This is a genomic window from Pseudomonas sp. GW821-FHT04C07 (assembly GCF_059420325.1).
Genome location: NZ_JBWKTM010000004.1, coordinates 293,659 through 318,578 on the forward strand (window position 1 = coordinate 293,659; position 24,920 = coordinate 318,578).

Annotated in this window: 24 protein-coding genes; 15 read left to right on the plus strand and 9 right to left on the minus strand. The window is 58.9% G+C overall.

Going from position 1 to position 24,920, the window contains the following annotated elements; genetic code table 11:
- Nucleotides 1-142 precede the first annotated feature (142 nt).
- Nucleotides 143-1,033 (minus strand): methylisocitrate lyase, encoded by an 891-nt coding sequence (prpB, locus tag AC07UI_RS10360; RefSeq protein ID WP_494992400.1) that lies wholly within the window; start codon nt 1,031-1,033, stop codon nt 143-145.
- On the minus strand, nt 1,030-1,752 hold the full coding sequence (locus tag AC07UI_RS10365; RefSeq protein ID WP_494992401.1) for a GntR family transcriptional regulator: 723 nt from the start codon (nt 1,750-1,752) through the stop codon (nt 1,030-1,032). The genes prpB and AC07UI_RS10365 overlap by 4 nt, the downstream gene beginning before the upstream one ends.
- A 278-nt stretch (nt 1,753-2,030) precedes the next feature.
- On the opposite strand from AC07UI_RS10365, the gene rloA reads away from it, so the two are divergent.
- From rloA to pabB, 4 genes are all read left to right on the plus strand, one after another.
- Entirely contained in the window at nt 2,031-2,567 is a 537-nt protein-coding gene (gene rloA, locus AC07UI_RS10370) for a retropepsin-like aspartic peptidase RloA (protein ID WP_494992402.1), read from the plus strand.
- 5 nt (nt 2,568-2,572) lie between these two features.
- Nucleotides 2,573-4,105, plus strand: coding sequence for an osmotic stress tolerance membrane protein RloB (rloB, locus tag AC07UI_RS10375; RefSeq protein ID WP_494992403.1), 1,533 nt, complete (start codon nt 2,573-2,575; stop codon nt 4,103-4,105).
- Nucleotides 4,105-5,133 (plus strand): alpha-L-glutamate ligase-like protein, encoded by a 1,029-nt coding sequence (locus AC07UI_RS10380; protein WP_494992404.1) that lies wholly within the window; start codon nt 4,105-4,107, stop codon nt 5,131-5,133. Before rloB ends, AC07UI_RS10380 begins: the two co-directional genes overlap by 1 nt.
- 144 nt (nt 5,134-5,277) lie before the next feature.
- A complete protein-coding gene (gene pabB, locus AC07UI_RS10385) occupies nt 5,278-6,621 on the plus strand; it encodes an aminodeoxychorismate synthase component I (RefSeq protein WP_494992478.1) in 1,344 nt (447 codons plus the stop codon).
- A gap of 139 nt (nt 6,622-6,760) precedes the next feature.
- On the opposite strand, the gene thrH is transcribed toward pabB, so the two are convergent.
- Nucleotides 6,761-7,378, minus strand: a complete 618-nt coding sequence (gene thrH, locus AC07UI_RS10390) for a bifunctional phosphoserine phosphatase/homoserine phosphotransferase ThrH (protein ID WP_494992405.1) — start codon at nt 7,376-7,378, stop codon at nt 6,761-6,763.
- Nucleotides 7,379-7,553: 175 nt separating this feature from the next.
- On the opposite strand from thrH, the gene AC07UI_RS10395 reads away from it, so the two are divergent.
- The 3 genes from AC07UI_RS10395 to AC07UI_RS10405 all read left to right on the plus strand — a co-directional run bounded on the left by AC07UI_RS10395 (nt 7,554) and on the right by AC07UI_RS10405 (nt 11,186).
- Entirely contained in the window at nt 7,554-8,288 is a 735-nt protein-coding gene (locus tag AC07UI_RS10395; protein ID WP_494992406.1) for a phosphoadenylyl-sulfate reductase, read from the plus strand.
- A gap of 561 nt (nt 8,289-8,849) precedes the next feature.
- Nucleotides 8,850-10,400 carry an NCS1 family nucleobase:cation symporter-1 gene (locus tag AC07UI_RS10400; protein ID WP_494992407.1) on the plus strand — a complete coding sequence of 517 codons (1,551 nt, stop codon included), beginning with the start codon at nt 8,850-8,852 and terminating at the stop codon, nt 10,398-10,400.
- A 57-nt stretch (nt 10,401-10,457) separates the two neighbouring features.
- Nucleotides 10,458-11,186, plus strand: a complete 729-nt coding sequence (locus AC07UI_RS10405; protein WP_494992408.1) for an aspartate/glutamate racemase family protein — start codon at nt 10,458-10,460, stop codon at nt 11,184-11,186.
- 158 nt (nt 11,187-11,344) lie between these two features.
- Here AC07UI_RS10405 and AC07UI_RS10410 read toward each other — a convergent pair whose 3' ends face one another.
- A complete protein-coding gene (locus AC07UI_RS10410) occupies nt 11,345-12,268 on the minus strand; it encodes a LysR family transcriptional regulator (protein WP_494992409.1) in 924 nt (307 codons plus the stop codon).
- A gap of 124 nt (nt 12,269-12,392) precedes the next feature.
- On the opposite strand from AC07UI_RS10410, the gene AC07UI_RS10415 reads away from it, so the two are divergent.
- Nucleotides 12,393-13,139: a 3-oxoacyl-ACP reductase family protein gene (locus AC07UI_RS10415; protein WP_494992410.1), complete on the plus strand. Its 747-nt coding sequence runs from the start codon at nt 12,393-12,395 to the stop codon at nt 13,137-13,139.
- A 112-nt stretch (nt 13,140-13,251) separates the two neighbouring features.
- On the opposite strand, the gene AC07UI_RS10420 is transcribed toward AC07UI_RS10415, so the two are convergent.
- Nucleotides 13,252-13,947, minus strand: coding sequence for an HAD-IA family hydrolase (locus AC07UI_RS10420; protein WP_494992411.1), 696 nt, complete (start codon nt 13,945-13,947; stop codon nt 13,252-13,254).
- Nucleotides 13,948-14,192: 245 nt separating this feature from the next.
- On the opposite strand from AC07UI_RS10420, the gene AC07UI_RS10425 reads away from it, so the two are divergent.
- Together AC07UI_RS10425 and AC07UI_RS10430 are read left to right on the plus strand one after the other, a co-directional pair.
- Nucleotides 14,193-14,447, plus strand: a complete 255-nt coding sequence (locus AC07UI_RS10425; RefSeq protein ID WP_494992412.1) for a type II toxin-antitoxin system RelE family toxin — start codon at nt 14,193-14,195, stop codon at nt 14,445-14,447.
- Nucleotides 14,428-14,754, plus strand: coding sequence for a helix-turn-helix domain-containing protein (locus AC07UI_RS10430; protein WP_494992413.1), 327 nt, complete (start codon nt 14,428-14,430; stop codon nt 14,752-14,754). Before AC07UI_RS10425 ends, AC07UI_RS10430 begins: the two co-directional genes overlap by 20 nt.
- A gap of 69 nt (nt 14,755-14,823) precedes the next feature.
- Here the strand turns inward: AC07UI_RS10430 and AC07UI_RS10435 are convergent, their stop codons facing one another.
- Entirely contained in the window at nt 14,824-16,149 is a 1,326-nt protein-coding gene (locus tag AC07UI_RS10435) for an ATP-binding protein (RefSeq protein WP_494992414.1), read from the minus strand.
- Between the two features lie 2 nt (nt 16,150-16,151).
- Nucleotides 16,152-16,826: a response regulator gene (locus AC07UI_RS10440; RefSeq protein ID WP_494992415.1), complete on the minus strand. Its 675-nt coding sequence runs from the start codon at nt 16,824-16,826 to the stop codon at nt 16,152-16,154.
- Between the two features lie 175 nt (nt 16,827-17,001).
- Between AC07UI_RS10440 and dsbD the strand changes: the two genes are divergently transcribed.
- The 4 genes from dsbD to AC07UI_RS10460 all read left to right on the plus strand — a co-directional run bounded on the left by dsbD (nt 17,002) and on the right by AC07UI_RS10460 (nt 21,282).
- Nucleotides 17,002-18,738 (plus strand): protein-disulfide reductase DsbD, encoded by a 1,737-nt coding sequence (dsbD, locus tag AC07UI_RS10445; protein ID WP_494992416.1) that lies wholly within the window; start codon nt 17,002-17,004, stop codon nt 18,736-18,738.
- A complete protein-coding gene (locus AC07UI_RS10450; RefSeq protein WP_494992417.1) occupies nt 18,738-19,610 on the plus strand; it encodes a TlpA family protein disulfide reductase in 873 nt (290 codons plus the stop codon). The genes dsbD and AC07UI_RS10450 overlap by 1 nt, the downstream gene beginning before the upstream one ends.
- Nucleotides 19,586-20,353 (plus strand): thiol:disulfide interchange protein DsbG, encoded by a 768-nt coding sequence (gene dsbG / locus AC07UI_RS10455; RefSeq protein WP_494992418.1) that lies wholly within the window; start codon nt 19,586-19,588, stop codon nt 20,351-20,353. Before AC07UI_RS10450 ends, dsbG begins: the two co-directional genes overlap by 25 nt.
- Nucleotides 20,354-20,733: 380 nt before the next feature.
- Nucleotides 20,734-21,282 (plus strand): RNA polymerase factor sigma-70, encoded by a 549-nt coding sequence (locus AC07UI_RS10460; protein WP_494992419.1) that lies wholly within the window; start codon nt 20,734-20,736, stop codon nt 21,280-21,282.
- A 133-nt stretch (nt 21,283-21,415) separates the two neighbouring features.
- On the opposite strand, the gene AC07UI_RS10465 is transcribed toward AC07UI_RS10460, so the two are convergent.
- Nucleotides 21,416-22,216, minus strand: a complete 801-nt coding sequence (locus AC07UI_RS10465; protein WP_494992420.1) for a substrate-binding periplasmic protein — start codon at nt 22,214-22,216, stop codon at nt 21,416-21,418.
- A gap of 96 nt (nt 22,217-22,312) precedes the next feature.
- Nucleotides 22,313-22,945 (minus strand): TetR/AcrR family transcriptional regulator, encoded by a 633-nt coding sequence (locus AC07UI_RS10470; protein ID WP_494992421.1) that lies wholly within the window; start codon nt 22,943-22,945, stop codon nt 22,313-22,315.
- Nucleotides 22,946-23,123: 178 nt separating this feature from the next.
- Between AC07UI_RS10470 and AC07UI_RS10475 the strand changes: the two genes are divergently transcribed.
- A complete protein-coding gene (locus AC07UI_RS10475) occupies nt 23,124-24,914 on the plus strand; it encodes an acyclic terpene utilization AtuA family protein (RefSeq protein ID WP_494992422.1) in 1,791 nt (596 codons plus the stop codon).
- The last annotated feature ends 6 nt before the right edge of the window (nt 24,915-24,920 follow it).

Consider the following 24,920-nt stretch of genomic DNA (forward strand, 5'->3'; position numbering starts at 1 on the left):
TCGAGCCTGCGAGGCTGCGTCCGGCTGCGCAGCAGTCGTAAACCCCGACGACGCGGTTCATCTGGAAAACTGCGTCGTCTGACTGGCGAGTCCTTCGGCCTCGAACGCAGCCTCGCGGGCTCGGCAGCTGCTACGGGTCCTACTATTTCTTCGACGCAAACAACGCATCAAGCTTCTGCTCGAAAACGTGGTAATCGATGGCGTCGTACAGCTCCATACGGGTTTGCATAGTGTCGATGACGTTCTGCTGCGTGCCGTCGCGGCGAATGGCGGTGTAGACGTTTTCTGCCGCCTTGTTCATGGCACGGAATGCCGACAGCGGGTACAGCACCAGCGAAACATCGGCGGCTTTCAATTGCTCGACGGTGTACAGCGGCGTCGCGCCGAATTCCGTGATATTGGCCAGAATCGGCGCTTTCACGCGGCTGGCAAACAGCTTGTACATTTCAAGTTCGGTAATGGCTTCCGGGAAAACCATATCGGCGCCGGCCTCAATGCAGGCTGCAGCGCGATCGAGCGCCGACTCCAGGCCTTCCACCGCCAGTGCATCGGTACGCGCCATGATGACGAAGCTGTCATCGGTGCGCGCATCGACGGCGGCCTTGATGCGGTCGACCATTTCCTGCTGGGAAACGATTTCCTTGTTCGGACGGTGGCCGCAGCGCTTGGCGCCGACCTGGTCTTCGATGTGAATCGCCGCGGCGCCGAACTTGATCATCGACTTGACGGTACGCGCCACGTTGAACGCCGAGGAGCCGAAACCGGTGTCCACGTCCACCAGCAGCGGCAGGTCGCAGACGTCAGTGATCCGGCGTACGTCGGTCAACACGTCATCCAGACCGGTAATGCCCAGGTCCGGCACACCGAGAGAGCCGGCAGCCACCCCGCCACCGGACAGGTAGATCGCCTTGAAACCGGCGCGCTTGGCCAGCAAGGCGTGGTTGGCGTTGATCGCGCCGACCACTTGCAGCGGCTGTTCACTGGCGACCGCATCGCGGAAACGCTGGCCTGGAGTGCTCTTGTTGGAACTCATGACTCACCTCGTGGAGTGGCTGTCTGGTTGGCGCTGTCCTGGTAATGACGCGCGATATTGCGTTTGGAAGCGCCGATGTGGCGGCGCATCAACAACTCGGCCAGTTCACCGTCGCGATCAGCAATCGCGTCGAGAATCCGGTGATGTTCGGCGAACGCCTGGCGCGGGCGGTTAGGCGTAGCGGAAAACTGTATGCGGTACATGCGAACCAACTGGTACAGCTCTCCGCAGAGCATCTGGGTCAGGGTGCGGTTGCCCGCGCCCTGAATGATTCGGTAGTGAAAGTCGAAATCGCCTTCCTGCTGGTAATAGCCGACACCGGCCTGGAACGCCGCATCGCGCTCATGGGTCTCGAGAACCCGGCGCAGCTCGTCGATTTCTTCGACGCTCATGCGCTCGGCGGCCAGACGACAAGCCATGCCTTCCAGGGATTCGCGGATTTCATAGAGTTCGATCAACTCGGCATGGCTGAGGGAAACCACCCGCGCGCCGACATGGGGAATACGCACCAGCAGCCGCTGCCCTTCCAGACGGTGGATCGCCTCACGCAATGGCCCGCGGCTGATGCCATAGGTACGCGCCAGCTCCGGCTCGGAAATCTTGCTGCCCGGGGCGATATCGCCTTTGACGATGGCCGCCTGGATACGCCGGAAGACATTCTCGGAGAGGGTCTCCGAATCATCCTGCATCAGAACTGGGGGATCGAGTTGATCCAGCATATTGTCGACACCTTTAAATCCAATGCGACAAAAACTAGCTAATTACCAACAAACAGTCAAAGGAAAAATAGGTATTGTCGACAATCGTCTAATAACCATCTGCACCATAACGATGCAGAACCCCTGCTTATAGCCAACCTGGAGCGCTGGCGCCATAAAACCAGCATGCTAGAATGCCGCCCGCATTTGCCTGTCATCTGTTTATGGCAGGCACACGAGGTTGCGCAGCAATGCCAGTCGCCTTGAACCGAAGATCGCATTGCGACGCTCCAGGATTTATGAGACTCAAGCCCTTCCCTACATTGCTTTGCCTACTCTGCCTGCCCGGTGTGAGCGCTGCCGCCGAGAAGACCGTTTATGGCCTGAATGAATACGCAAAGCTTGCCGGGATCGATCTGGAAGTCGCGGCCAAACTCGACACAGGCGCCAAAACCGCCTCCCTCAGTGCTCGCGATATCAAACGTTTCAAACGTAACGGCGAGTCCTGGGTACGCTTCTACCTGGCCATTGACACCGCCCACTCACACCCGATTGAACGTCCACTGGCGCGGGTCAGCAAGATCAAGCGCCGCGCGGGCGACTACGATCCCTATGAAGACAAGACCTACACCGCCCGCCCGGTGATTGCCCTGGATATCTGCATGGGCAGCGCTTTGCGCAGTATTGAAGTCAACCTGACCGACCGAAGTGCATTCCAATACCCGCTTTTGATCGGATCCGAAGCGCTCAAGCGCTTTGATGCGCTGGTCGACCCCAGTCTCAAATACGCTGCTGGCAAACCCGCCTGCGCCGCCGACGCTCATACCGCAGAGTAATTTCAATGCGCGCTCTTACCCTCCATCTGAAAATCCTGATCGCCATCCTGGTGGTGCTGGGTATTTCAGTCACGGCCTACCAGATTTTCGTGCTCGGCATTCCCGTGACCGAAGACGCCACCGACGACTTGTGGAACATCGATGCCAAGGTTCAGTTCGTCGCCAGTGCCAAGGACCCGATCAAGATTCAGATGTTCGTGCCACCACTGAGCCGCGACTACGTCAGCCTCAACGAGAGCTTTATCTCCAATAACTACGGCGTGGCCGTCAACCGCGTCGACGGCAACCGCAAGGTCACCTGGTCCGCCCGTCGCGCCAAGGGCAATCAGACCCTCTACTACCGTCTGGTGCTGACCAAGCGCTACAGCGGTGAAAAATCCAAGATCAAAGGCCCGACTTTCCGCGACAGTATCCCGGTCGAAGGCCCGGAAAAAATCGCTGCTGAAGCCCTGCTCGCCCCGATTCGTCAGCACTCGGCGGACGTCGAAACCTTCATCGGCGAAGCCATCAAACGTGTCAACAACCTCAATGACGACAACGTCAAACTGCTGCTGGGTGGCGATCCGTCGACGCCACACAAGGCAAAGATCGTCGAGCTGTTGCTGTCTATCGCCCATGTACCGATGGAAAAAGTCCACACCATTCGCCTGGTGGCGGACCAGCCGCAAACTCCGGAACTGTGGCTGCGCAGCTTCAACGGCACCGACTGGCTGTACTTCAACCCGGATACCGGCGAGCAAGGCCTGCCCACCGACCGCCTGCTGTGGTGGACCGGTGATGACAACCTGATTACCGTCGATGGCGGCAAGAAAGCCACCGTCACCTTCAGCATGAACAACAGCGAAATGAACGCCATACGCCTGGCCAAGCTGACCGACGAAAACTCCGACGCCAACTTCCTCGGATATTCGCTCTACGGTCTGCCGCTGCAAACCCAGCAGACGTTCATGGTCATGGTGATGATCCCGATCGGCGTGCTGGTAATTCTGATCCTGCGCAACCTGATCGGCCTGCAGACCCTGGGCACATTCACCCCGGTACTGATTGCCCTGGCCTTTCGCGAGACGCAGCTGGGCTTCGGTATCGTGCTGTTCACCATCATCACCGCGCTGGGCTTGTCGCTACGCTCGTACCTTGAGCACTTGAAACTGCAAATGCTGCCCAGGCTGTCGGTGGTACTGACCTTTGTCGTGGTGCTGATCGCTGCGATCAGCCTCTTCAGCCACAAACTGGGCCTGGAACGCGGCCTGTCGGTAGCGCTGTTCCCGATGGTGATTCTGACCATGACCATCGAACGCCTGTCGATCACCTGGGAAGAGCGTGGTGCCGGCCATGCGATGAAAGTCGCCATTGGTACGCTGTTCGCCGCCTCCCTGGCACACCTGATCATGAGCGTGCCGGAGCTGATCTACTTCGTGTTCACCTTCCCGGCGATACTGTTCATTATGGTGGGCTTCATGCTGGCCATGGGGCGCTATCGTGGCTACCGCCTCACCGAACTGGTGCGGTTCAAAGCCTTCCTCAAGGCTGATTCGTAATGTTTGGCCTCTGGAAGACCTGGAAGGCCCTGCAAGCCCGGGGTGTCATGGGGATCAATCGGCGTAACGCAGACTACGTGCTCAAGTACAACAAGCGCAGCCTGTACCCGATTGTCGATGACAAAATCATCACCAAGGAACGTGCGATCAAGGCCGGCATTCAGGTGCCGGAAATGTACGGAGTGATCTCCACCGAAAAGGAAATCGACAAGCTCGACGAGATCATCGGCGGGCGCAGCGACTTCGTCATCAAGCCAGCCCAGGGGGCTGGCGGTGACGGCATCCTGGTGATCGCCGACCGCTTCGAGGGCCGCTATCGCACGGTGTCCGGGAAAATCATCACCCATGAGGAAATCGAACATCAGATTTCCAGCATTCTGACTGGCCTGTATTCCCTGGGCGGTCATCGTGATCGGGCATTGATCGAATACCGCGTAACCCCGGACCAGATCTTCAAAAGTATCAGCTACGAAGGCGTGCCCGATATCCGCGTCATCGTACTGATGGGCTATCCGGTGATGGCCATGTTGCGCCTGCCAACCCGTCAGTCGAATGGCAAGGCCAACCTGCACCAGGGCGCCATCGGCGTCGGTGTCGACATGGCCACCGGCCTGACCCTGCGCGGTACCTGGCTGAACAGCATCATCGCCAAACACCCGGACACCAACAATGCGGTGGACGGCGTGCAGCTGCCTTATTGGGACGGTTTCATGAAGCTGGCGGCCGGTTGCCATGAACTCTGCGGACTGGGCTATATCGGCGTCGATATGGTGCTGGACCAGGAAAAAGGCCCGTTGATTCTCGAACTCAACGCCCGCCCCGGCCTGAACATCCAGATTGCCAACGATTGCGGCCTGACCCTGCGCACCCATGCCGTGGAAGCGCGCCTGGAAGAACTCAAGGCCAGAGGCATCAAGGAAACGCCGGAGGAACGTGTGCGCTTTGCTCAACAACTGTTCGGACATGTACCAGCGGTTGAAGCGCACAACGAGCACTCCTCACACAAGGTCAGGGAATACACCCCGTGACCGCAAACCTGTAGGCGCTGCCGAAGGACGCGGCTACAGCGTTCTTGCGACGTAAAAAGTGCCATCCCCCGACATCCCCTCTAGGAGCAAATCCTGCAGGGGACTACAATCGCCAGCCGCGTACCGATGACTGATCTGCCCCGCATGTTGACCTGCTCCGTACACCCGCTCCCTTATCGCGCCAACCCCGCCGAGTATTTCGCGGCGATTCGGCATGCCCCCGGCGCCGTGCTGCTCGACAGCGGTCGCCCGAGCGCCGAACGTGGACGCTATGACCTGCTCAGTGCCTGGCCGCTGGAGCAGCTAACGGTATTACCGGACGAAAGCGGTGCCCATTTCCTGCAACGGCTACGAAACAACCTGACCCGCCTTGGCAACGCTGCGCTGCCGCAACCGTATCAACTGCCCTTCGTCGGCGGCCTGATCGGCTACCTCAGCTACGACTTTGGCCGCCATCTGGAAACCCTGCCGAACCAGGCCCGCGATGACTTGCGGTTACCCGATGCGCACCTGGGTCTGTACAACTGGGCGTTGATCAGCGATCACTTGTCGGGCACCAGCCAACTGGTGTTTCACCCAAGCCTGGCCGATACCGAACGTCAGCGCCTGATCGAGCTGTTCAGCCAGCCAGCGCACTCGACACCCGAAGCCTTCACGCTAAACGGTCCGATGAGCCCTGACCTCAGTCCCGGCGACTATCAGCAAGCTTTCCTGCGCATCCAGCATTACATTCAGGCCGGCGACTGTTATCAGGTCAACTTTGCCCAACGCTTCCGCGCGCGATGCCAGGGCGACCCGTGGACGGCGTACTGCGCGCTGCGGGCTGCGTGCCCGACGCCCTTCTCCGGTTTCCAGAGCCTGCCCGACGGCGGCGCGGTGCTGAGCCTGTCTCCGGAACGCTTCGTGAAAGTCAGTGACGGCCACGTGGAAACCCGTCCGATCAAAGGCACCCGGCCGCGCGGCAAGGACGCTTTTGAAGACGCGGCCAATGCCACCGAGCTGCTGGCCAGCGCCAAGGATCGTGCGGAAAACCTGATGATCGTCGACCTGCTGCGCAACGATCTGGGCCGCACCTGCCGTATCGGCTCGGTGCGGGTGCCGGAGTTGTTCAGCCTGGAAAGCTACCCGAACGTGCATCACCTGGTCAGCAGCGTCACCGGCGAGTTGGCGGATGATAAAGATGCCCTGGACCTGATCGCCGGCAGTTTCCCCGGCGGCTCGATCACCGGCGCACCGAAAATCCGGGCGATGCAAATCATCGACGAGCTGGAACCGACCCGACGCGGGTTATATTGCGGCTCGTTGCTGTATCTGGATGTACGCGGGGAAATGGACAGTTCTATCGCCATCCGCAGCTTGCTGGTCAAGGATGAGCAAGTCTGCTGCTGGGGCGGTGGCGGAATCGTCGCGGACTCGGACTGGCAGGCCGAATATCAGGAGTCCATCACCAAGGTGAAGGTGCTGCTGGAAACCTTGCAGGGATTGTGACAGTCGATCGTTCCCATGCTCTGCGTGGGAATGCAGTCCGTGACTGCTCTGCGTCACTGTCGAAGCGGATGCAGAGCGTCCAGTGAGGCATTCCCACGCGGAGCGTGGGAACGATCAACACTCAACACCTGCCATCCGATTACAGGCTCAACTCCCGATTCGAAGCTTTCAAGAACTCCTGCTTGAGCTCGGCAAAGGCGTGCACTGCCGGAAACTGCGGGAACTCGCGAATCACGTTTTCCGGCGCATGAAACAGAATCCCCGCGTCGGCCTCGCCCAGCATCGTGGTGTCGTTGTATGAATCACCGGCCGCGATCACTCGGTAGTACAGGCTCTTGAACGCCAGCACCGACTGGCGCTTGGGGTCTTTCTGGCGCAGTTGATAGCCGATCACCCGATCCGTTTCGTCAGTGATCAACCGATGGCAAAGCAGCGTCGGGAAACCCAGTTGACGCATCAGCGGCTGGGAGAACTCATAGAAAGTGTCCGAAAGAATCACCACCTGAAACCGCTCGCGCAGCCAGTTGACGAACTCAATGGCACCGTCCAGCGGCTTGAGGGTCGCGATCACTTCCTGGATATCGGACAGCTTCAAGCCGTGCTCATCAAGAATCCGCAGGCGCTGCTTCATCAGCACGTCGTAATCGGGAATATCCCGAGTGGTTGCCTTGAGGGATTCAATACCGGTTTTTTCGGCAAAGGCGATCCAGATTTCCGGGACCAGCACACCTTCCAGGTCGAGACAGGCAATTTCCACAAGACACTCCCATTTGTATTGTTTATTGAGTCGAGGCGAGTAAAAGGACAGCCGAACTCTAGCGACTCGCTCTGACCGACGCAACGCAGAGGAGCGAGCCAGCCACCACAGGTTTTTGTTACCATCGCCAGTATATAGAGCGCTTAGCGCCACCGACCTGTAGGAAACCACCCTGATGAGCCAATCATTCGACGTCGCTGAACTCGCTGCAACCTATGCCAACAAGTCCGCCCAGGACATTCTTAAACTGGCCTTCGCCCAGTTCGGCGACGACTTGTGGATTTCCTTCAGCGGCGCGGAAGACGTGGTGCTGGTGGACATGGCCTGGAAGCTGAACAAAAACGTCAAGGTCTTCAGCCTGGACACCGGCCGTCTGCATCCGGAAACCTACCGGTTCATCGAGCAGGTTCGCGAGCACTACAAGATCCAGATCGAGCTGGTATCGCCGGATCAAAGCAAGCTTGAACCCTTCGTGAAGGAAAAAGGCCTGTTCAGCTTCTACAAGGATGGTCATGGCGAATGCTGCGGCATCCGCAAGATCGAACCACTGCGCCGCAAACTTTCCACCGTCAGCGCCTGGGCTACCGGCCAACGCCGCGACCAGAGCCCCGGCACCCGCAGCCAGGTTGCCGTGCTGGAAATCGACAGTGCCTTCTCCACTCCTGAACGTACCCTCTACAAATTCAACCCGCTGGCACAAATGACCAGTGAAGAGATCTGGGGTTACATCCGCATGCTTGAGCTGCCTTACAACAGCCTGCACGAACGCGGTTTTATCAGCATCGGCTGCGAGCCGTGCACCCGCCCTGTCCTGCCGAACCAACACGAGCGCGAAGGCCGCTGGTGGTGGGAAGAAGCCACGCAGAAAGAATGCGGGCTGCACGCCGGGAATATCATCAGCAAAGCGTAAAGATCGCAACCTGCGGCAGCTCCTGGTGATGTACACACATCCAGTGCAGGAGCTGGCGAAAGCTCGGGCCGCGTTCGGTCGATCTTTTGATGTCCAGCCAGTCAAGACCTGTCCCGCGAAAAACATGTGTACAAGAATGTCACCATAGGTGCCATTTCCGTGTGCACTTTACCTGTCAGCGCCCCAAAAAGTTACATCCTCCCTTCTGAGCTACTGCTCGCCTGTGCAAGCCTGGACACCCTCAAAAAATAAATACCTGTTCAATCAGTCAATTAATATTGATTTTATTTCAGTTACTTACCTTCAAAATATATAAAAACGAAATTAAACACAGAATTCATAGACAGAAATCTGGCATAGAAGTGGCTTAAGCAGACTTGTGTTTTGTATACAATAATTTAAAAACATACACACACTTTATATCCGCACACCTGCCACGGTTAATTCTCCGTCAGGCTGCAGATGCCTAGAACCCAGTGATTCCCGGAACCGTCGGCGAAGATTGCCGAGCCTTGCGCTCATGCACAGTCACCGTCAACCCGGGATCAGGAGCCTGCCGGAATGCGTACAAGCCTCTCTAATAACATCGCACTGGATTTGCCCTCCTCCACCCACAACCACTCTCAATCCAACACCAGTCAAATACTTGGAGCGACGCCACCGCTGAGCCTAAGCCCACGACTGCACAACAAGGACCTGGCACCCACCAAAATCGAAGGCCGACGCTGGGGTCGTTACAGCATCTTTGCGTTGTGGACCAATGACGTGCACAACATCGCCAACTACTCCTTCGCCATCGGCCTGTACGCCCTGGGCCTGGGCGGTTGGCAAATTCTGCTGTCGCTGGGAATTGGCGCGGCGCTGGTGTACTTCTTCATGAACCTGTCCGGCTACATGGGCCAGAAGACCGGCGTGCCATTCCCGGTCATCAGCCGGATCAGTTTCGGTATCCATGGCGCACAAATTCCGGCACTGATCCGCGCCGTCATCGCCATTGCCTGGTTCGGTATCCAGACGTACCTCGCCTCCGTGGTGTTTCGCGTGCTGCTGACCGCAGTCCACCCAGGCTTTGCCGAGTACGATCACAACTCGATCCTCGGGTTGTCGAGCCTGGGCTGGGTATGTTTCGTGGCGATCTGGTTCGTGCAACTGGCGATTCTCGCCTACGGCATGGAGATGGTTCGGCGCTATGAAGCGTTTGCCGGGCCGGTGATTCTGCTGACCGTCGCCGCCCTGGCGACGTGGATGTACACCCAGGCCAATGCGACCATCGCCTGGTCGATCCGCGAACCACTGACCGGGGCCCAGATGTGGCGCAACATTTTCGCCGGCGGCGCCTTGTGGCTGTCGATCTACGGCACGCTGATCCTCAACTTCTGCGATTTCGCCCGCTCTTCACCGTGCCGCAAGACCATCAAGGTCGGCAACTTCTGGGGCCTTCCGGTGAATATTCTGGTGTTCGCCAGCATCACCGTGCTGCTTTGCGGTGCGCAGTTCCAGATCAACGGACGGATCATCGAAAGCCCGACCGAAATCATCGCCTCGATTCCCAATACGTTTTTTCTGGTACTCGGCTGCCTGGCATTCCTGATCGTCACCGTGGCAGTGAACATCATGGCCAACTTCGTCGCCCCCGCCTTCGTCCTCAGCAACCTGGCGCCCAAGTACCTGAACTTTCGCCGCGCCGGGTTGATCAGCGCGACCATTGCGGTGCTGATCCTGCCGTGGAATCTCTATAACAGCCCGCTGGTGATCGTGTACTTCCTGTCCGGGCTCGGCGCGCTATTGGGACCGCTGTACGGGGTGATCATGGTCGACTACTGGCTGGTGCGCAAAGGCCAGGTCAATGTGCCCGAGCTCTACAGCGAAGATCCAAAGGGCGCTTATTACTACAGCGCCGGTGTGAATTTGCGGGCCGTTGCAGCCTTTGTTCCTGCGGCGCTGATTGCCATCACCCTGGCACTGGTTCCGGGCTTTGCCAGCGTATCGCCGTTCTCCTGGCTGTTTGGCGCCGGTATCGCAGGTCTTCTTTATCTGATCATCGCCAAGCGGCAACCGCACTACGCGGATGTCAGCGGTGAAGCCATTGCGGTTGAAAACGTCAGCCACTAACTCCAGTGCGGCCCGTTCAACCCGGGCCGTCAAATGACTCTGCTATAAGGACAACCCATGCGAATTCTTGTGGTCAACGTCAACACCACCGAGTCCATCACCCAGGCCATCGCCAGACAGGCGCAAGCTGTGGCCTCGCCCGGCACTGAAATCATCGGTCTGACGCCCTTTTTCGGCGCAGAGTCCATCGAAGGCAATTTCGAAAGCTATCTGGCCGCGATCGCCGTCATGGACCGCGTGCTGTCATATGACCAACCCTATGACGCGGTGATCCAGGCCGGCTACGGGGAGCATGGCCGTGAAGGTCTGCAGGAGTTGCTCAACGTGCCAGTGGTGGACATCACCGATGCAGGCGCGAGCACCGCAATGTTTCTTGGCCACGCCTATTCGGTGGTCACCACACTGGACCGCACCGTGCCGCTGATCGAGGACCGCCTCAAGCTTTCCGGCCTTTATGAACGCTGCGCGTCGGTTCGAGCCAGTGGCCTGGCGGTGCTGGAACTGGAAGAAGACCCAGAGCGCGCTATGGAGGCCATCGTCCGCCAGGCGGAGTTGGCGGTGAGTGAGGACAAGGCTGAAGTGATCTGTCTGGGTTGTGGCGGTATGGCCGGGCTGGATGAACACATTCGTCGGCGTACCGGCGTGCCAGTGGTGGATGGGGTGAGCGCGGCGGTGACCATTGCTGAATCGCTGGTGCGATTGGGGCTTTCCACGTCCAAGGTGCGGACCTATGCCACGCCTCGGCCGAAGACCATTATTGGTTGGCCAGGGCGGTTTGGGCGCTGAGTTAGCAAGAGACCGCATTATCGTTCATCGCGGGCAAGCCTCGCTCCTACAAGGCAGCATTTGCGTAGTTCATCGCGAGCAAGCTCGCTCCTACAAGGCAGCATTTGCGTAGGAGCGAGGCTTGCCCGCGATGGCAGCACCTCGGTTCATTGCCAAACTCATAGCGCACTGAACCGTTGCGCCAATTGCTGCTCGGCAAACTGCTCGATGATGAAGTCGACAAACGCCCGGGTCTTGCCCGGCAACAACTTATGCTCGGCGTAATAGATCGAAATATTGCCGTCGTCGACATACCAATCTGGCAACACCCGCTGCAAGGTACCCGCGCTCAAGTAGTTCACGGCGAACGGCAGGCTGACCAAGGCGATACCCAATCCCTGCGTGGCACTGACGCAGGCGGCTTCTGAATCGCTCATGGTCATCCGCGCCGCAAGCGCCAATGGGCTGTGTTGCCGGGTGCGACTGGTCAGTTGCCAAGAGCGCACGCGCCCGGTTTGCGGTGAGCGAATCAGAATTCCGTCGCAATGGCGCAAGTCATCTGGTTCGACAATCGCCTCGCGCCGCTTCAGATAATCCTCGGAGGCCACCAGCACCCTATGGGCCGGCGTCAGTTTGCGCGCTACCACCCCTTGCGGCAGTTCAAAGCCACCGCCAATCGCAGCATCGAAACCTTGGCCGATCAGGTCGACCTGGCGGTTATCAAAATGCCAGTCCGGGTTGATCGCCGGAAAGCGCCGTAGAAACTCCCCCAGCAACGGCACGATGTACAACCGCCCGAACGCCGTGCCCATGCTGACTTTCAGTGTCCCCGCCGGGCGTCCTTGCGCGCTGGCCAGATTAGCCACGGCGTTTTGAATGGTCTGAAGACTGGTACTGACCTCACCGAGGAACAGCTGGCCGGCCTCGGTCAAAGTCAGGTTGCGGGTACTGCGCTGAAACAATCGCACACCGAGCCGGGCCTCGAGCTTGGCGACACTTTTACCCACCGCAGCCGGGGTCAGACTCAAGCGCCGCGCAGCCTCGGCAAAGCTGCCGACCTCTGCGCTACGGACGAAGCATTCGATACTGCTGAAGGTTTCCATGGTCGCCACTATAAACTTTTGGTTTACACAGACTATAGTAATCACCCTCTACTCAGCCGGTAATCCGAGGTCGATACTCGACTCCAACAACAAGGCAGCCCGCCTTGAACTTTTGGAGAACGACATGACCACTCAAAACCTCAGCGGTAAAGTAGCCCTGATCCAGGGCGGCTCTCGCGGCATCGGTGCCGCCATCGTCAAACGCCTGGCGGCTCAAGGCGCAGCCGTTGCCTTCACCTATGTCAGCTCGGCTGCCAAGGCTGAAGAATTACAGAACAGCATCACCTCCACCGGTGGCAAAGCCCTGGCCATCAAGGCTGACAGCGCCGACGCCGTCGCCATCCGCAACGCCGTCAACAGTACCGTCGAAACCTTCGGCAGGCTGGACATCCTGGTCAACAATGCCGGCGTGCTGGCTATCGCGCCGCTGGAGGACTTCAAACTGGAAGACTTCGATCAAACCCTGGCCATCAACGTGCGCAGCGTGTTCATCGCCACTCAGGAAGCCGCCAGACACATGACCGAAGGCGGTCGCATCATCAACATTGGCAGTACCAACGCTGATCGCATGCCCTTCGCCGGTGGTGGCCCGTATGCCATGAGCAAAGCTGCACTGGTCGGCCTGGTCAAAGGCCTGGCCCGCGACCTTGGCCCACGGGGTATCACCATCAACAACGTGCAGCCCGGCCCGGTCGACACCGACATGAACCCCGCTCACGGTGATTTCGCCGATAGCCTGATCCCGCTGATGGCGGTAGGTCGTTACGGCAAGGTCGAGGAAATCGCCAGCTTCGTTGCCTACCTGGCAAGTCCGGAAGCCGGCTACATCACCGGTGCCAGCCTGACCATCGACGGCGGCTTCGGCGCCTGATTCGCGGCCATAAAAAACGCCGGGCAACGGTAGTAACGTTGCCCGGCGTTTTGCCATGTAGATGTTACCGGCTCTTCGGTAGCCGCTGCCGCAGGCTGCGGCTACCGAGAACTCATGCCCATTCGAGCACCGGCAACCCACACGCCCCCGGCTGAAACGCCTTCAAGGTTCGAATAATCCCATCTGCATGGGCAAACTTTGCGTCCGCCATCGCCGCATCAGGTACTGCAATCGCCGTCATGCCAGCAGCTTTTGCTGCCGTGACACCAAATGGCGAATCTTCGAACACCAGGCAATCCTTCGGTGCAACCCCCAACCGTTGCGCAGCCGTCAGGAAGATGTCCGGTGCCGGCTTGGCGGCGCCCACTTGCGGATCGTCCGCCGTGACGATGGTGTCGAACAGCGCGAACCAGTCGCCGTGCAACGTGGTTTTCTGTCCAAAAGATTGCCGCGAAGAGCTGGTCCCCACCGCAATCGGGACGTTATTGGCTTTCAAATGTCGGACCAGCTCCTGCGCGCCCGGCATCGCCAATGCACGCGGAAAACGCTCACGCATCAACGGCTCGCGCACCCGCAGAAACTCCTCGGCGGTGATCGGCAAGTCCAGCGCCTCGACAACATACCGCGCCAGATCACCTGCCCCACGGCCGATGATGTTTTGCTTGATGCTCCAGTCGAAGGTCCGGCCATAACGGTCGGCAATGATCTGCGTGACCTCGGTGTAGATCCCCTCGGTGTCCAGCAACAAACCGTCCATATCGAAAATCACGGCCTTGATCGGGCCGAACTCATCCAACTGTGCATTCATCGCATCTGATCCGTTAGCAAAATACATCCCAGGGGCGGCTCAGGTACGGCCGGTGTGTTGATCGATTAACGGGCTCAGCAGGATAGCGAGCCCGGTCCACATGCAGCAACAGTTTGAGACGGCCGAGTTTCGGGAGTCGCCTAGGGTTTGTCATGAGTGCAGCGAAAGCCAAGCGTTTTCGTTCCGATCACTTATAGAAAAATAAAAACCCATTGCAAACCTTATAAAAGACTTATTACCATCCCATGAATCAAATCAACTGGACCAGAAAAGCCGTGAAGCAGTTGCTGAGGTTGCATACCCAGCACCAGGTTCACATCCGCGATGCTGTCACCGAGCTAAAACGCATGCCCGACGTGACCAACGTCAAGGCGCTAGCGAATCACGCTCGTGGATACCGTCAGCGAGTGGGCAATTACAGAGTCCTTTTCGACTGGGACGGCATGATCCAGGTCGTCAGCATTCAAGAGGTAAAAAAACGTGACGAACGCACCTACTGACGTACAAATCATCAACGGCCCGGACGGTAAACCGGCCTTTGTCGTCATTCCCTATGAGCAATACAAGGCTCAACAAGTCGAAGCCGATCTGATCCCGCACGAAGTGGTCAGCCGCATTGTCGATGGCGCCACCCCGATCCGCGCCTGGCGTGAACACTTGAACCTCACCCAGGAAGAAGTTGCAAAACGCATGGGGATTTCACAGCCGGCGTTTGCGCAACAGGAAGCAGTGAACAAACCACGCCGGGCCACGCGGGAGAAAATTGCCCAGGCATTCGGGATCAAGGCAGATCAGCTGGAGCTGTAATCCGGGTAGGCGATCCCTGTACTGCACAGATCAATGACTAACAGAATCAGCCACACAGGCCAGTGTCACTTAAACAGGCTGCAATGGCATGGTCAGTTCGACCCGCAGGCCGTCGGGTCGGCTGTCGAAATGCAGGACGCAGCCGCAGCGCTGAACAATCGCCTGAACAATCGCAAGGCCAAGACCGCAACCGGTGCTCTTGCTATTGCGCCAGAACCTTTGGGTCAGGTGTTGCAGGTCTCCTTGCGCAATACCCGGGCCATGGTCGCGCACCTGGAAACGCACGCGATTGCCGATGGTTTCCAGCGTCAGCTCGACCGAAGTATCGCCCGGGGTGTGCCGCAGAGCGTTGTCCAACAGGTTGCGCAAAGCGGCAATCGACAGCACGGACGGCATTTGGACCGGTGCCGAAGAAAAATCATCCGGCAAACGCAACTGGATGCGCTGGCGATCGCCACTGGCCGCATCCTGAATGGCCAGACGCGCCACCTGCTCGGCGTTGCACTGCACCCCGTCATCGAACGACAGGCGGCCTTCGACCCGAGCCAGCAGCAACAGTTGCTCAAGGGTTCGATGCAAACGGTCAGCACCTTCTTCGGCCCGCACCAAAGACTGCTCCCGTGCTGCGCCTTCGGTCATTCTTGCCACTTGCAGGTGGGTCTTGATCGCCGTCAGCGGGCTGCGCAGTTCGTGGGCAGCATCGCCGGTCAGGCGACGCTCGCGTTCGATGGTTTTGCCGATCCGCTTCAACAGCTGATTCTGGGTATCGAGCAAGGGTTGCAGCTCGCTGGGCAACGGCTGGATCTGCAAGGGTTCGAGGGAGTCGGCACTGCGCCGCATCAAGGCATCGCGCATGCGGTTCAGCGGCGCCAGGCCCTGACCGATGCCCAGCCAGAGCAGGCACAGGCAGCCCATCAACGCCACGCCCACTGGTACCGACGCCGCCAGCAGCACCGAGAGGTTCAGTGCCTCTCGCTCGACCTGGCGGTCCGCAGTGGTGATACGCAAGTCGCCTCTGGCCAGGGTGAAACTGCGCCAGCGTGCGCCGTCGATCATCTGGTCATGGAAACCCATCTTCTCGGCTTCCAGCTTTTGGTCCGGGGTACTGTGGCTGCGGGCGAGAATTTCGCCGCGCAAAGAGCTGACCTGGCAGGCCATGCCCCCAGGGATATTAAGTTGTTCAGCACTGAAATGCGTGCCCTCGCCTTTGCTCGGCAACGCCGGCAGTTGTTCCAGCAGCCCGGCGACCATACGTGCCGAGGCCACCAGACGCTGATCGAGGGAAAACATCATCTGATTGCGCAGATCACTGAGCATCCAGGCGGCAGCCAGGGCCCAGATCAGGGCGAAGGCTACCCCGAGGGTCAGGCTCAAGCGCAAACGCAAACTCATCACGGCTATTGCTCCTCGCCGTCCGCCGGCCCAAGGCGATAGCCCAGACCGCGTACCGTTTCGACGATACCATTGCCGAGTTTGCGCCGCAGGTGGTGGATATGCACGTTAAGGGCGTTGCTTTCCAATTCATCGTTGAAGCCGTAGACGCTGTCTTTCAACTGCTCGCTGGACAGTACCCGACCACGATTGTGCAATAACGCCTGCAACAGCGATTGTTCACGCCGCGACAGGTCCACCGGCTGGCCGGCCAGAAAGGTCTCCCGGCTGCTGGGATTGTAAGTCAGGCGCCCATGTTCGATCAGATTGACGCTGCGCCCGGCCACCCGACGCAGCAGAGTGTGCAGGCGAGCGGCCAGCTCACGCAGATCGAACGGTTTGAGCAGGTAGTCATCGGCGCCAGCCTGTAAACCGTCGACGCGGTCAGTCACCGAGTCGCGTGCGGTCAGGATCAGCACCGGCAGCTCCAGCCCTTGATGGCGCAACTGCTGCAACAGCCTCAGGCCGTCCTCGTCCGGCAAGCCGAGGTCAAGCACCATGACGTCGAACTCGGCTACCTTCAGCATTGCCCGGGCAGCTGACGCCGTGGCGACGTGTTCTACCGTCAGGCCCTGGGCCGTGAGACCGGCGACAATACCGCTGGCGATCAGTTCATCATCTTCACAGACAAGTACGTGCATGGTGAGACCTGTAGAAAAGCGCTGATTAAGACGGTACCGGATTAAGCGGACATTATGCCCTGAGCCCGGCAAGCATCAGGAACAGTCCTACAGCCCGACGATAGACGGGTTAATCACCGGTTAATCGCCAACATCCATTGTGCTCATCAACTGCACCGATCCAAGGCTTTATTTCATGCGTCGATTGTTTGTTTTCTTTTTTATGCTTATCTCGGGCCTGGCTCAAGCGGGACCGAATCCGTTCGAGACCAAACCCGATTTTCTGCCAGTTGGAAAAGCCTTCGTATTCACCTCTGAAAAACTTGCTTCGGGTGAAACCCAACTTTTTTGGCAAATTGCCGACGGCTATTACCTGTACCGGCAACGCATGAAGTTCGATGGTCTACCCGACGCGCAAAAGCCGCCGATGCCTGAGGGCGAAGCCCACAGCGATGAGTTCTTCGGCGAACAACAGGTCTATCGCCAGGGCCTGGAACTGCGGATCCCGGCCAGAGCCAGTGGCCAGATCAAGGTCGGTTTTCAGGGCTGCGCCGATGCCGGCTTGTGTTATCCGCCGCAAACCGGGATCGTCGATCTGGGTAACAGCACGACGCTGGCAAACACTACGCAAGCAGCGGATCAAGCGCTTGCCAGCGGCCTGCAACAACGGGCGCTGGGCTGGAGTTTGCTGGTGTTCGTCGGCCTGGGCCTGCTGCTGGCGTTCACCCCGTGTTCTCTGCCAATGTTGCCGATTCTCGCCGGTTTGATTGTCGGCAGTGGCGCCAGTCCCAAACGCGGTTTTGCCCTTGCCGGCAGTTACGTGGTCAGCATGGCGCTGGTGTACGCCGCGATGGGTGTTCTCGCAGCGATGCTTGGCGCAAACCTGCCGGCGCTGTTGCAGCAACCGTGGTTGCTGGGCGGTTTCGCCGCGGTGTTCGTGCTGCTGTCCTTGCCGATGTTCGGTTTCTTTGAACTGCAATTGCCTGTTGCGGTGCGTGATCGTCTGGAGAACGTCGGGCGCACGCGCCGCGGTGGCAGCCTGGTCGGTGCCGGGGTGCTGGGTGCCTTGTCCGGGCTGCTGGTGGGGCCGTGCATGACCGCGCCACTGGCCGGTGCCTTGCTGTACATCGCCCAGAGCGGCAATGCGCTGCATGGCGGGTTGATCCTGTTCGCCATGGGCATGGGCATCGGTGTGCCACTGTTGCTGCTGGTCACCGTCGGCAATCGCTTCCTGCCCAAGCCCGGAACCTGGATGAACCTGCTCAAGGGCATCTTCGGCTTCCTGTTTCTTGGCACCGCCATCCTGATGATTCGCCCGGTGCTCGATGAGTCGCTGTGGATCGGTTTGTGGGGCGCGTTGTTGCTGGTCATGGCCTATGCCGGCTGGCGGCAAACCGGCGGCTACGGCCGCGCAGCCCATGTGTTTGGCGCAAGTTCGGTGCTGTTTGGGCTGTGGGGCAGCGTATTGTTGATCGGTGCCGCTGGCGGCAGCGAAGACCTGTGGAAACCGTTGCAGGTCTATAGCCCTTCGCGTTCTGTCAGTGTCGCCGGTCTGACGCCACATGAGGCCTTTATCACCGTCAAAAATCCCGCAGCCCTGCAAGACGAACTGAACACCGCCAAGGCGCAAGGCCAATGGGTGTTGCTCGATTACTACGCGGACTGGTGTGTGTCGTGCAAAATCATGGAAAAACAGGTATTTGCCAAGACTCATGTGTTGCAAGCGCTGAAAGATGTCCGTCTACTGCGCCTGGACGTCACCGCCGACACCGCCGCCAGCCGCGAACTGCTCAGCCGTTATAAAGTGCCGGGGCCACCGAGCCTGTTATGGATCGGCCCGGATGGCGAAGAACGCCGCAGCCAGCGCATTACTGGCGAAGTCGATGCCGCTGGCTTTGTGCAACGCTGGAATATCACCCGGGATACCCGTTGATGCTGACTTTTACTATCGGCACTTTTGCTATCGCGCTCAATCACCTGCTGCTGATCAGTGCCCTGGCACTGGCCATGCTGGTCGGTTGGCGAGTCGCCAGGCGTGGTGGTGAAAATCCCGAGTCAGTGCTGTTCAGCCTGTTTCTGTTGGGGATGTTGGCGGCCCGGGTGGGGTTTGTTCTCGTCTACTGGACCCACTACCGCGATGACCCGTGGCAGATCATCGATCTTCGCGACGGTGGTTTCCTGGCCTGGCCTGGCGTTATCGTCCTGCTGCTCAGCGCAGTGGCTTGGTGCTGGCGACGGCCAGCACTTCGGCGTCCACTGGGCGCAAGTGTCGGCACCGGCCTGCTGTTCTGGCTGCTGGCAAGCCTGTCCCTGAGCCTCTACGAGCAAGGCACCCGGTTGCCCGACGTCGCCCTGCGCAATGCCGCTGGGGCAACCGTGCAACTCACCGACTATCACGGTGGGCCATTGGTGATCAACCTTTGGGCCACCTGGTGCCCGCCCTGCCGACGGGAAATGCCGGTGCTGGAGCGCGCACAGCAGCAACGCCCGGACCTGACCTTTCTGTTCGTCAACCAGGCGGAAAGCATACAAAGCGTCAGCACCTTCCTGGCGACCCAAGGCCTGAGCCTGACTAACGTACTGTTCGATGGCGGCGGCCGACTAGGCCAGGCCGTTGGCTCCATGGCGTTGCCGACGACGCTGTTCTACAGCGCCGACGGTCGCCTGCTCGCTAGCCATTTGGGCGAGTTGTCGGAAGCCAGCCTGGCTCGCGCGCTGGAAAGTTTTGATACCCCGAATTTGACCTCGGCCACGCAGGCCACCCCCTCAAGGAAACTGCCATGCCCCGCATCCGCAACCTGCTGACCCTGACGCTGGGCGCAGCCCTGCTGCAAATCCCGCTGCTTCAGGCCGAGGAGCTGCCGGCAGCAATCCGCAAGATCGAAGAAAAAGGCGCAAAGATCATCGGCAGCTTCGACGCCCCCGATGGCTTGCGTGGTTATGCCGCGCAATACCAGAACCGTGGCATGGCGTTGTACCTGACCCCGGATGGCAAGCATGTGGTGGTCGGCAATCTGTACGACGCCGACGGCAAAGACTTGAGCCTGGCGCCGCTGCAAAAGCTGGTCTACGCGCCGATGGCCAAAGAAGTCTGGGCCAGGATGGAAGCCAGCAACTGGATCGCCGACGGCAGCAAGGATGCACCGCGCATCGTCTACCTGTTCAGCGACCCGAACTGCCCTTACTGCAACATGTTCTGGGAACAGGCCAGGCCTTGGGTGAAAGCCGGCAAGGTCCAGCTGCGACACATCATGGTTGGCATCATCCGCGAAGACAGCCCGGGAAAATCCGCCGCCCTGTTGGCCAGTAAAGACCCGCGCAAAGCCCTGGAAGACCACGAGAAAGCCGGCAAAGAGAGTGCGCTGAAACCGCTGACTACCGTCCCTGCTGCAATCCAGGCCAAGCTCGCCGCCAACATGCAATTGATGGAAGATCTTGAGCTGTCTGCAACGCCGGCGATTTTTTACATGGACGACAAGGGCGAATTGCAACAGCAACAAGGAGCGCCGTCGCCGGACAAGCTGCTGAAGATTCTTGGGCCTAAATGAAATACAGATCAAAATAGTCATCGCCTGAGCGGGCGCTATCGTGAGCAAGCGAACGTCGCCCCGCCCCTCCCACACACCTGATCAGCAGTACCCGCATACAGGTGATGAGCGCGACTTCCGCGCTCTTGCCTCGTTCACGAAGCGCGTCATAGCGTGCCTTGAAGCCAGCCTGAATCCAGCTGGCAATAATTAGTCCTCATCCCCCGACAAAAGCCTCGGGCCAATGCCCGTCAGCAAGCCCCGCCCCACGCTGCACAGACGGTTATTAATTCTACCTGTCATTTGACAATCATTATCATTAAACTTAGTTTGTCACTCGATGTGTAGGGCAGCTCTGACCCCTGGCCGCCCATTAACTTCTTCGCAGCAAGGTGATTTCCATGACGGAAAAAGTATCCACAGGCAAGTGCGATTCACCGTTACTTCAGGCATTCGTCGATAACCGTCTGATCCTGGTCAAGATCGCGGCCCGTATAACTGGCTGCCGATCGCGCGCTGAAGACGTAGTGCAGGACGCGTTTTTCCGACTGCAGTCGGCACCGCAGATCACATCGTCATTCAAGGCCCGGCTCAGCTATCTGTTCCAGATCGTGCGCAACCTGGCGATTGATCACTACCGCAAGCAGGCTCTGGAGCAGAGGTACTCGGGTACAGAAGAGGAAGGCTTGAATGTGGTCATTCACGGCGCTTCACCAGAAACATCGCACATCAATTTTTCAACGCTGGAAAACATCGCTGTCGCGCTGACCGAACTCCCTGACCGTACCCGCTATGCCTTTGAAATGTATCGCCTGCACGGCGTGCCGCAAAAGGACATCGCCAAGGATCTTGGCGTCTCGCCAACCCTGGTGAACTTCATGATTCGCGATGCCCTGGTGCATTGCCGCAAGGTTTCGGGCCGCCGTAGCGATACGTTTACCCGACATTGATTGCCAAGAGGTTAGCTGTGGCGAAGAGGCTTGCCCTCGCCACAGAACGCCTTCACTTCAACACTTCTCGCCCCCCTGAACCTTATTCGGGACGGGACAGATGCAAGCCAAAAAGCGGGTTTGAGACTCTATTTCAGGTTTTCGGCACTGGCAGGACGGCGATCTTGTACGGATCGAAAATCTTCAGCATCTCGCCGTTTTCCCGCAGACGCTGAAGCAGCTTGCCGAACGCCTCACCGGAAATCGGCGCCGTCGGACGAATCAGCGCGTAGTGGTGATAAACCTGATCAATACGCTCGGAGACCAGCAACTGATCCGCCACCTTTTTATTGCGCAGCAGGTAGTCGCTCAAATATGAACGAGTCACCAGCGCAATGTCCGCCCTGCCGCGAAGCACCATCAGCAGATTGCTGTCATGGGAGTAGGTCAGCGTGGCGTTGTAGTTGTCGGCGAGGAACTTGGGATCGGCATTGAAGTTGGCAAAGGCGTAGTGATAAGCGCTGAACAGTGCCAGGCGCTTGCCCTTCAAATCGGTGAAATAGTTCTGCTGACGATCGGGTTCGCGTTGTGCGACAAAAACCTCGGCGTCTTCCAGGCCCATGTCGACGCTGGTATGAGCGATATCCTTCCAGCCCCAGTCCGGGTTCTCGAAAATCGCCATATCGGTCCGGCCTTCTTTGAAGTCAGCGAAACGTCGAGGAACCGAAGTGGGCACCAGAGAGAATCGATAGTCACTTTGCAGTTTGTTCAGGGCCTCCACCAATTGCGGCAGCAAGCCTGTATCGTCGCCCTTCTCCGGGCGGACGGTGTACGGTGGAAAATGCGCGGCACCCACCTTGACCTCGAGCGGGTCCGCAGCCCAGGTCGGCAGAACGAAAAGCGCACCGAGCGCCACCAGTAACATCCGCGAAGCCTTCCGCATTGGCGAGGACATCAAGGCAACACACCTCTGCAAATACAATTAATACAACCAAGCTAGGCGGTTTCGCCCACTTAGACAATGTTGTGCAGCGTAATTAAATTAGTTGCGTTAAAGCCGCTGATGGTCTTCAAGCACCAGAATCAGCGCCTCATCCGCCAATTGATCGAGGCTCATGGTGCCCTCGGCGCGAAACCAGGTGGTGGTCCAGGACAAAGCTCCGGTCAAGAAGCGCCGGGTGATAAAGACATCGCCCCTGATATAGCCGGCATCCTTGGCCTCACCCAACACTTGCAGCCAGATCTGCTCATAGATATCGCGCAGCGCCAGCACCTGAGCCTGGCCTTCTTCGGACAACGAGCGCCACTCATACACCAGCACCGCCATGGCCTCGCCGCTGCCGCCCATGATCGATTGCAGTTCACAACGGATCAGCGCCAGCACCCGCTCGCGCACGCCGGACGCCTCAGCCAGCGCCGCGCTCATCAACGCGGTGTTGTAGCGGATGGTTTCCTCCATGACCGCGCGCAGAATCTCATCCTTGCTCTTGAAGTGATGAAAAATACTTCCGGACTGAATGCCCACGGCACTGGCCAGATCACGCACGGTGGTGCGCTCATAGCCCTTGTTGCGAAACAGGTGAGCGGCCATTTGCAGCAGTTTGCCGCGGGCACTGTCCGGGTCGGTCAGTTGACCGCTGTCGACCAGCTCGCGCATTACCAGCAGGGCTTTTTGCTCGTCCACGCGTTCTCTCCTGAATTCGCTTTAATCAAGTGTGCTGCCAAACCGGTAAATCGGAGGTTGCGCGGGCAATTTAAGCTGGCGAGGAACACCAAGCAAGCGCTTGGGGAGAAGATAGTCTCGGCATTTACAAACCAAGCGCTTGCTTGGTAGTCTCGATTCACTTCTGTCGGAGGCTGCCATGAGTAAAACGGTTCGCATCGGTTGCGCCAGCGCGTTCTGGGGCGACACTTCTAGCGCCGCCGGGCAGTTGGTGGAAGGTGGCCGCCTGGACTATCTGGTGTTCGACTATTTGGCTGAAATCACCATGTCGCTATTGGCCGCAGCGCGAATGAAAGATCCCCAGGCCGGTTACGCCACCGATTTCGTCGAAGTCCTCAGCCCGTTACTGGCAGACATTTCCCGGCAAAATATCCGCGTCATCAGTAATGCCGGCGGGATCAATCCGTGCGCCTGCGCCGCAGCCTTGCAAACGGCCTGCGATAAAGCCGGAGTCCAACTGAAGATTGCCGTACTGCTCGGTGACGACCTGCAACCGCAGTTCAAACAGCTGAGCAGTCGCGGTATTCATGAAATGTTCAATGGTGCACCATTGCCTTCGATGTGCGTCTCGACCAATGCCTATCTCGGCGCTCCGGGTATTGTCGAAGCGTTACGTCTGGGGGCGGATATCGTCATCACCGGGCGGGTGGTCGACAGCGCCGTGGTCAGCGCTGCGCTGGTGCATGAGTTCGGCTGGTCCTGGCTGGACTACGACAAGTTGGCCCAAGCCGCACTGGCCGGGCATATCATCGAATGCGGCGCCCACTGCACCGGCGGCAACTTCACCGACTGGCGCGATGTACCGGACTACGAGCACATCGGCTTCCCTATCGTCGAAGTCAGCGCCAACAGCCAGTTCATCGTCAGCAAACCCGAAGGCTCCGGCGGGCTGGTCACGCCGCTGACTGTAGGCGAACAATTGCTCTACGAAATCGGTGACCCACGAGCCTATCTGTTGCCCGATGTGGTCTGCGATTTCACCCAGGTCAAACTCCAGCAACAAGGCAAAAACGTCGTGCAGGTTCACGGCGCAAAAGGCTTGCCGCCCACCGACCAGTACAAAGTCAGCGCCACGTATCCGGATGGCTTTCGCTGTACCGCCAGTTGCCTGATTGCCGGGATCGATGCGGTCGCCAAGGCGCGGCGGGTCAGCCAGGCGATCATCGACAAAACCTCGGAAATGTTCAGCCAGCGCGGGTGGGCACCTTACAGTGAAGTAAATATCGAACTGCTAGGCAGCGAGGCAACCTACGGTCCTCATGGCCAACGCCAGGACAGTCGAGAAGTGGTGATCAAACTGGCGGTGCGTCATCCGAGTAAACAGGCACTGATCCTGTTCTCGCGAGAGATCGCCCAGGCCGCCACCGGCATGGCGCCGGGGTTGACCGGGATAGTCGGCGGGCGGCCAACGGTGTATCCGCTGATCCGGCTGTTCTCGTTCCTGATCGACAAATCCGCCTGCGAGCTCAAAATCAAGGTATCCGGGCAACATCATGTCGGCGCCCTGCCTGAGCTCGCCCACCTCGACTTTGCCGACCTCCCCGTCCCCTTCGAGCCCCCCAAAGCCGAGGGTCGCGCCGACGCCAGCGTGGCGTTGGTCAAGCTGGCGGTCGCACGCTCCGGCGACAAGGGCAATCACAGCAATATCGGGGTTATGGCGCGCAAGCAGGAATACCTGCCCTGGATCGCCGAAGCGCTGACCCCGGAAGTGATCGTCGACTGGATGAGTCACGTCCTCGACCCGGTACACGGACGTGTCGAGCGCTGGTATTTACCAGGGACTCACAGCCTGAATTTTTTACTGGAAAACGCCCTCGGCGGCGGCGGTGTCGCCAGCTTGCGGATCGATCCGCAAGGCAAGGCCTTCGCCCAGCAACTGCTGGAAATCCAGATTCCGGTGCCGCAGAACATCGCGGACCTTGTCAACTAGAGGACT

Coding starts and splice junctions, on each gene's coding strand:
- prpB (WP_494992400.1), bottom strand. CDS start 1,033: ATGAGTTCCAACAAGAGCACTCCAGGCCAGCGTTTCCGCGATGCGGTC.
- AC07UI_RS10365 (WP_494992401.1), bottom strand. CDS start 1,752: ATGCTGGATCAACTCGATCCCCCAGTTCTGATGCAGGATGATTCGGAG.
- rloA (WP_494992402.1), top strand. CDS start 2,031: ATGAGACTCAAGCCCTTCCCTACATTGCTTTGCCTACTCTGCCTGCCC.
- rloB (WP_494992403.1), top strand. CDS start 2,573: ATGCGCGCTCTTACCCTCCATCTGAAAATCCTGATCGCCATCCTGGTG.
- AC07UI_RS10380 (WP_494992404.1), top strand. CDS start 4,105: ATGTTTGGCCTCTGGAAGACCTGGAAGGCCCTGCAAGCCCGGGGTGTC.
- pabB (WP_494992478.1), top strand. CDS start 5,278: ATGTTGACCTGCTCCGTACACCCGCTCCCTTATCGCGCCAACCCCGCC.
- AC07UI_RS10395 (WP_494992406.1), top strand. CDS start 7,554: ATGAGCCAATCATTCGACGTCGCTGAACTCGCTGCAACCTATGCCAAC.
- AC07UI_RS10400 (WP_494992407.1), top strand. CDS start 8,850: ATGCGTACAAGCCTCTCTAATAACATCGCACTGGATTTGCCCTCCTCC.
- AC07UI_RS10405 (WP_494992408.1), top strand. CDS start 10,458: ATGCGAATTCTTGTGGTCAACGTCAACACCACCGAGTCCATCACCCAG.
- AC07UI_RS10410 (WP_494992409.1), bottom strand. CDS start 12,268: ATGGAAACCTTCAGCAGTATCGAATGCTTCGTCCGTAGCGCAGAGGTC.
- AC07UI_RS10415 (WP_494992410.1), top strand. CDS start 12,393: ATGACCACTCAAAACCTCAGCGGTAAAGTAGCCCTGATCCAGGGCGGC.
- AC07UI_RS10420 (WP_494992411.1), bottom strand. CDS start 13,947: ATGAATGCACAGTTGGATGAGTTCGGCCCGATCAAGGCCGTGATTTTC.
- AC07UI_RS10425 (WP_494992412.1), top strand. CDS start 14,193: ATGAATCAAATCAACTGGACCAGAAAAGCCGTGAAGCAGTTGCTGAGG.
- AC07UI_RS10440 (WP_494992415.1), bottom strand. CDS start 16,826: ATGCACGTACTTGTCTGTGAAGATGATGAACTGATCGCCAGCGGTATT.
- dsbD (WP_494992416.1), top strand. CDS start 17,002: ATGCGTCGATTGTTTGTTTTCTTTTTTATGCTTATCTCGGGCCTGGCT.
- AC07UI_RS10450 (WP_494992417.1), top strand. CDS start 18,738: ATGCTGACTTTTACTATCGGCACTTTTGCTATCGCGCTCAATCACCTG.
- dsbG (WP_494992418.1), top strand. CDS start 19,586: ATGCCCCGCATCCGCAACCTGCTGACCCTGACGCTGGGCGCAGCCCTG.
- AC07UI_RS10460 (WP_494992419.1), top strand. CDS start 20,734: ATGACGGAAAAAGTATCCACAGGCAAGTGCGATTCACCGTTACTTCAG.
- AC07UI_RS10465 (WP_494992420.1), bottom strand. CDS start 22,216: ATGTCCTCGCCAATGCGGAAGGCTTCGCGGATGTTACTGGTGGCGCTC.
- AC07UI_RS10475 (WP_494992422.1), top strand. CDS start 23,124: ATGAGTAAAACGGTTCGCATCGGTTGCGCCAGCGCGTTCTGGGGCGAC.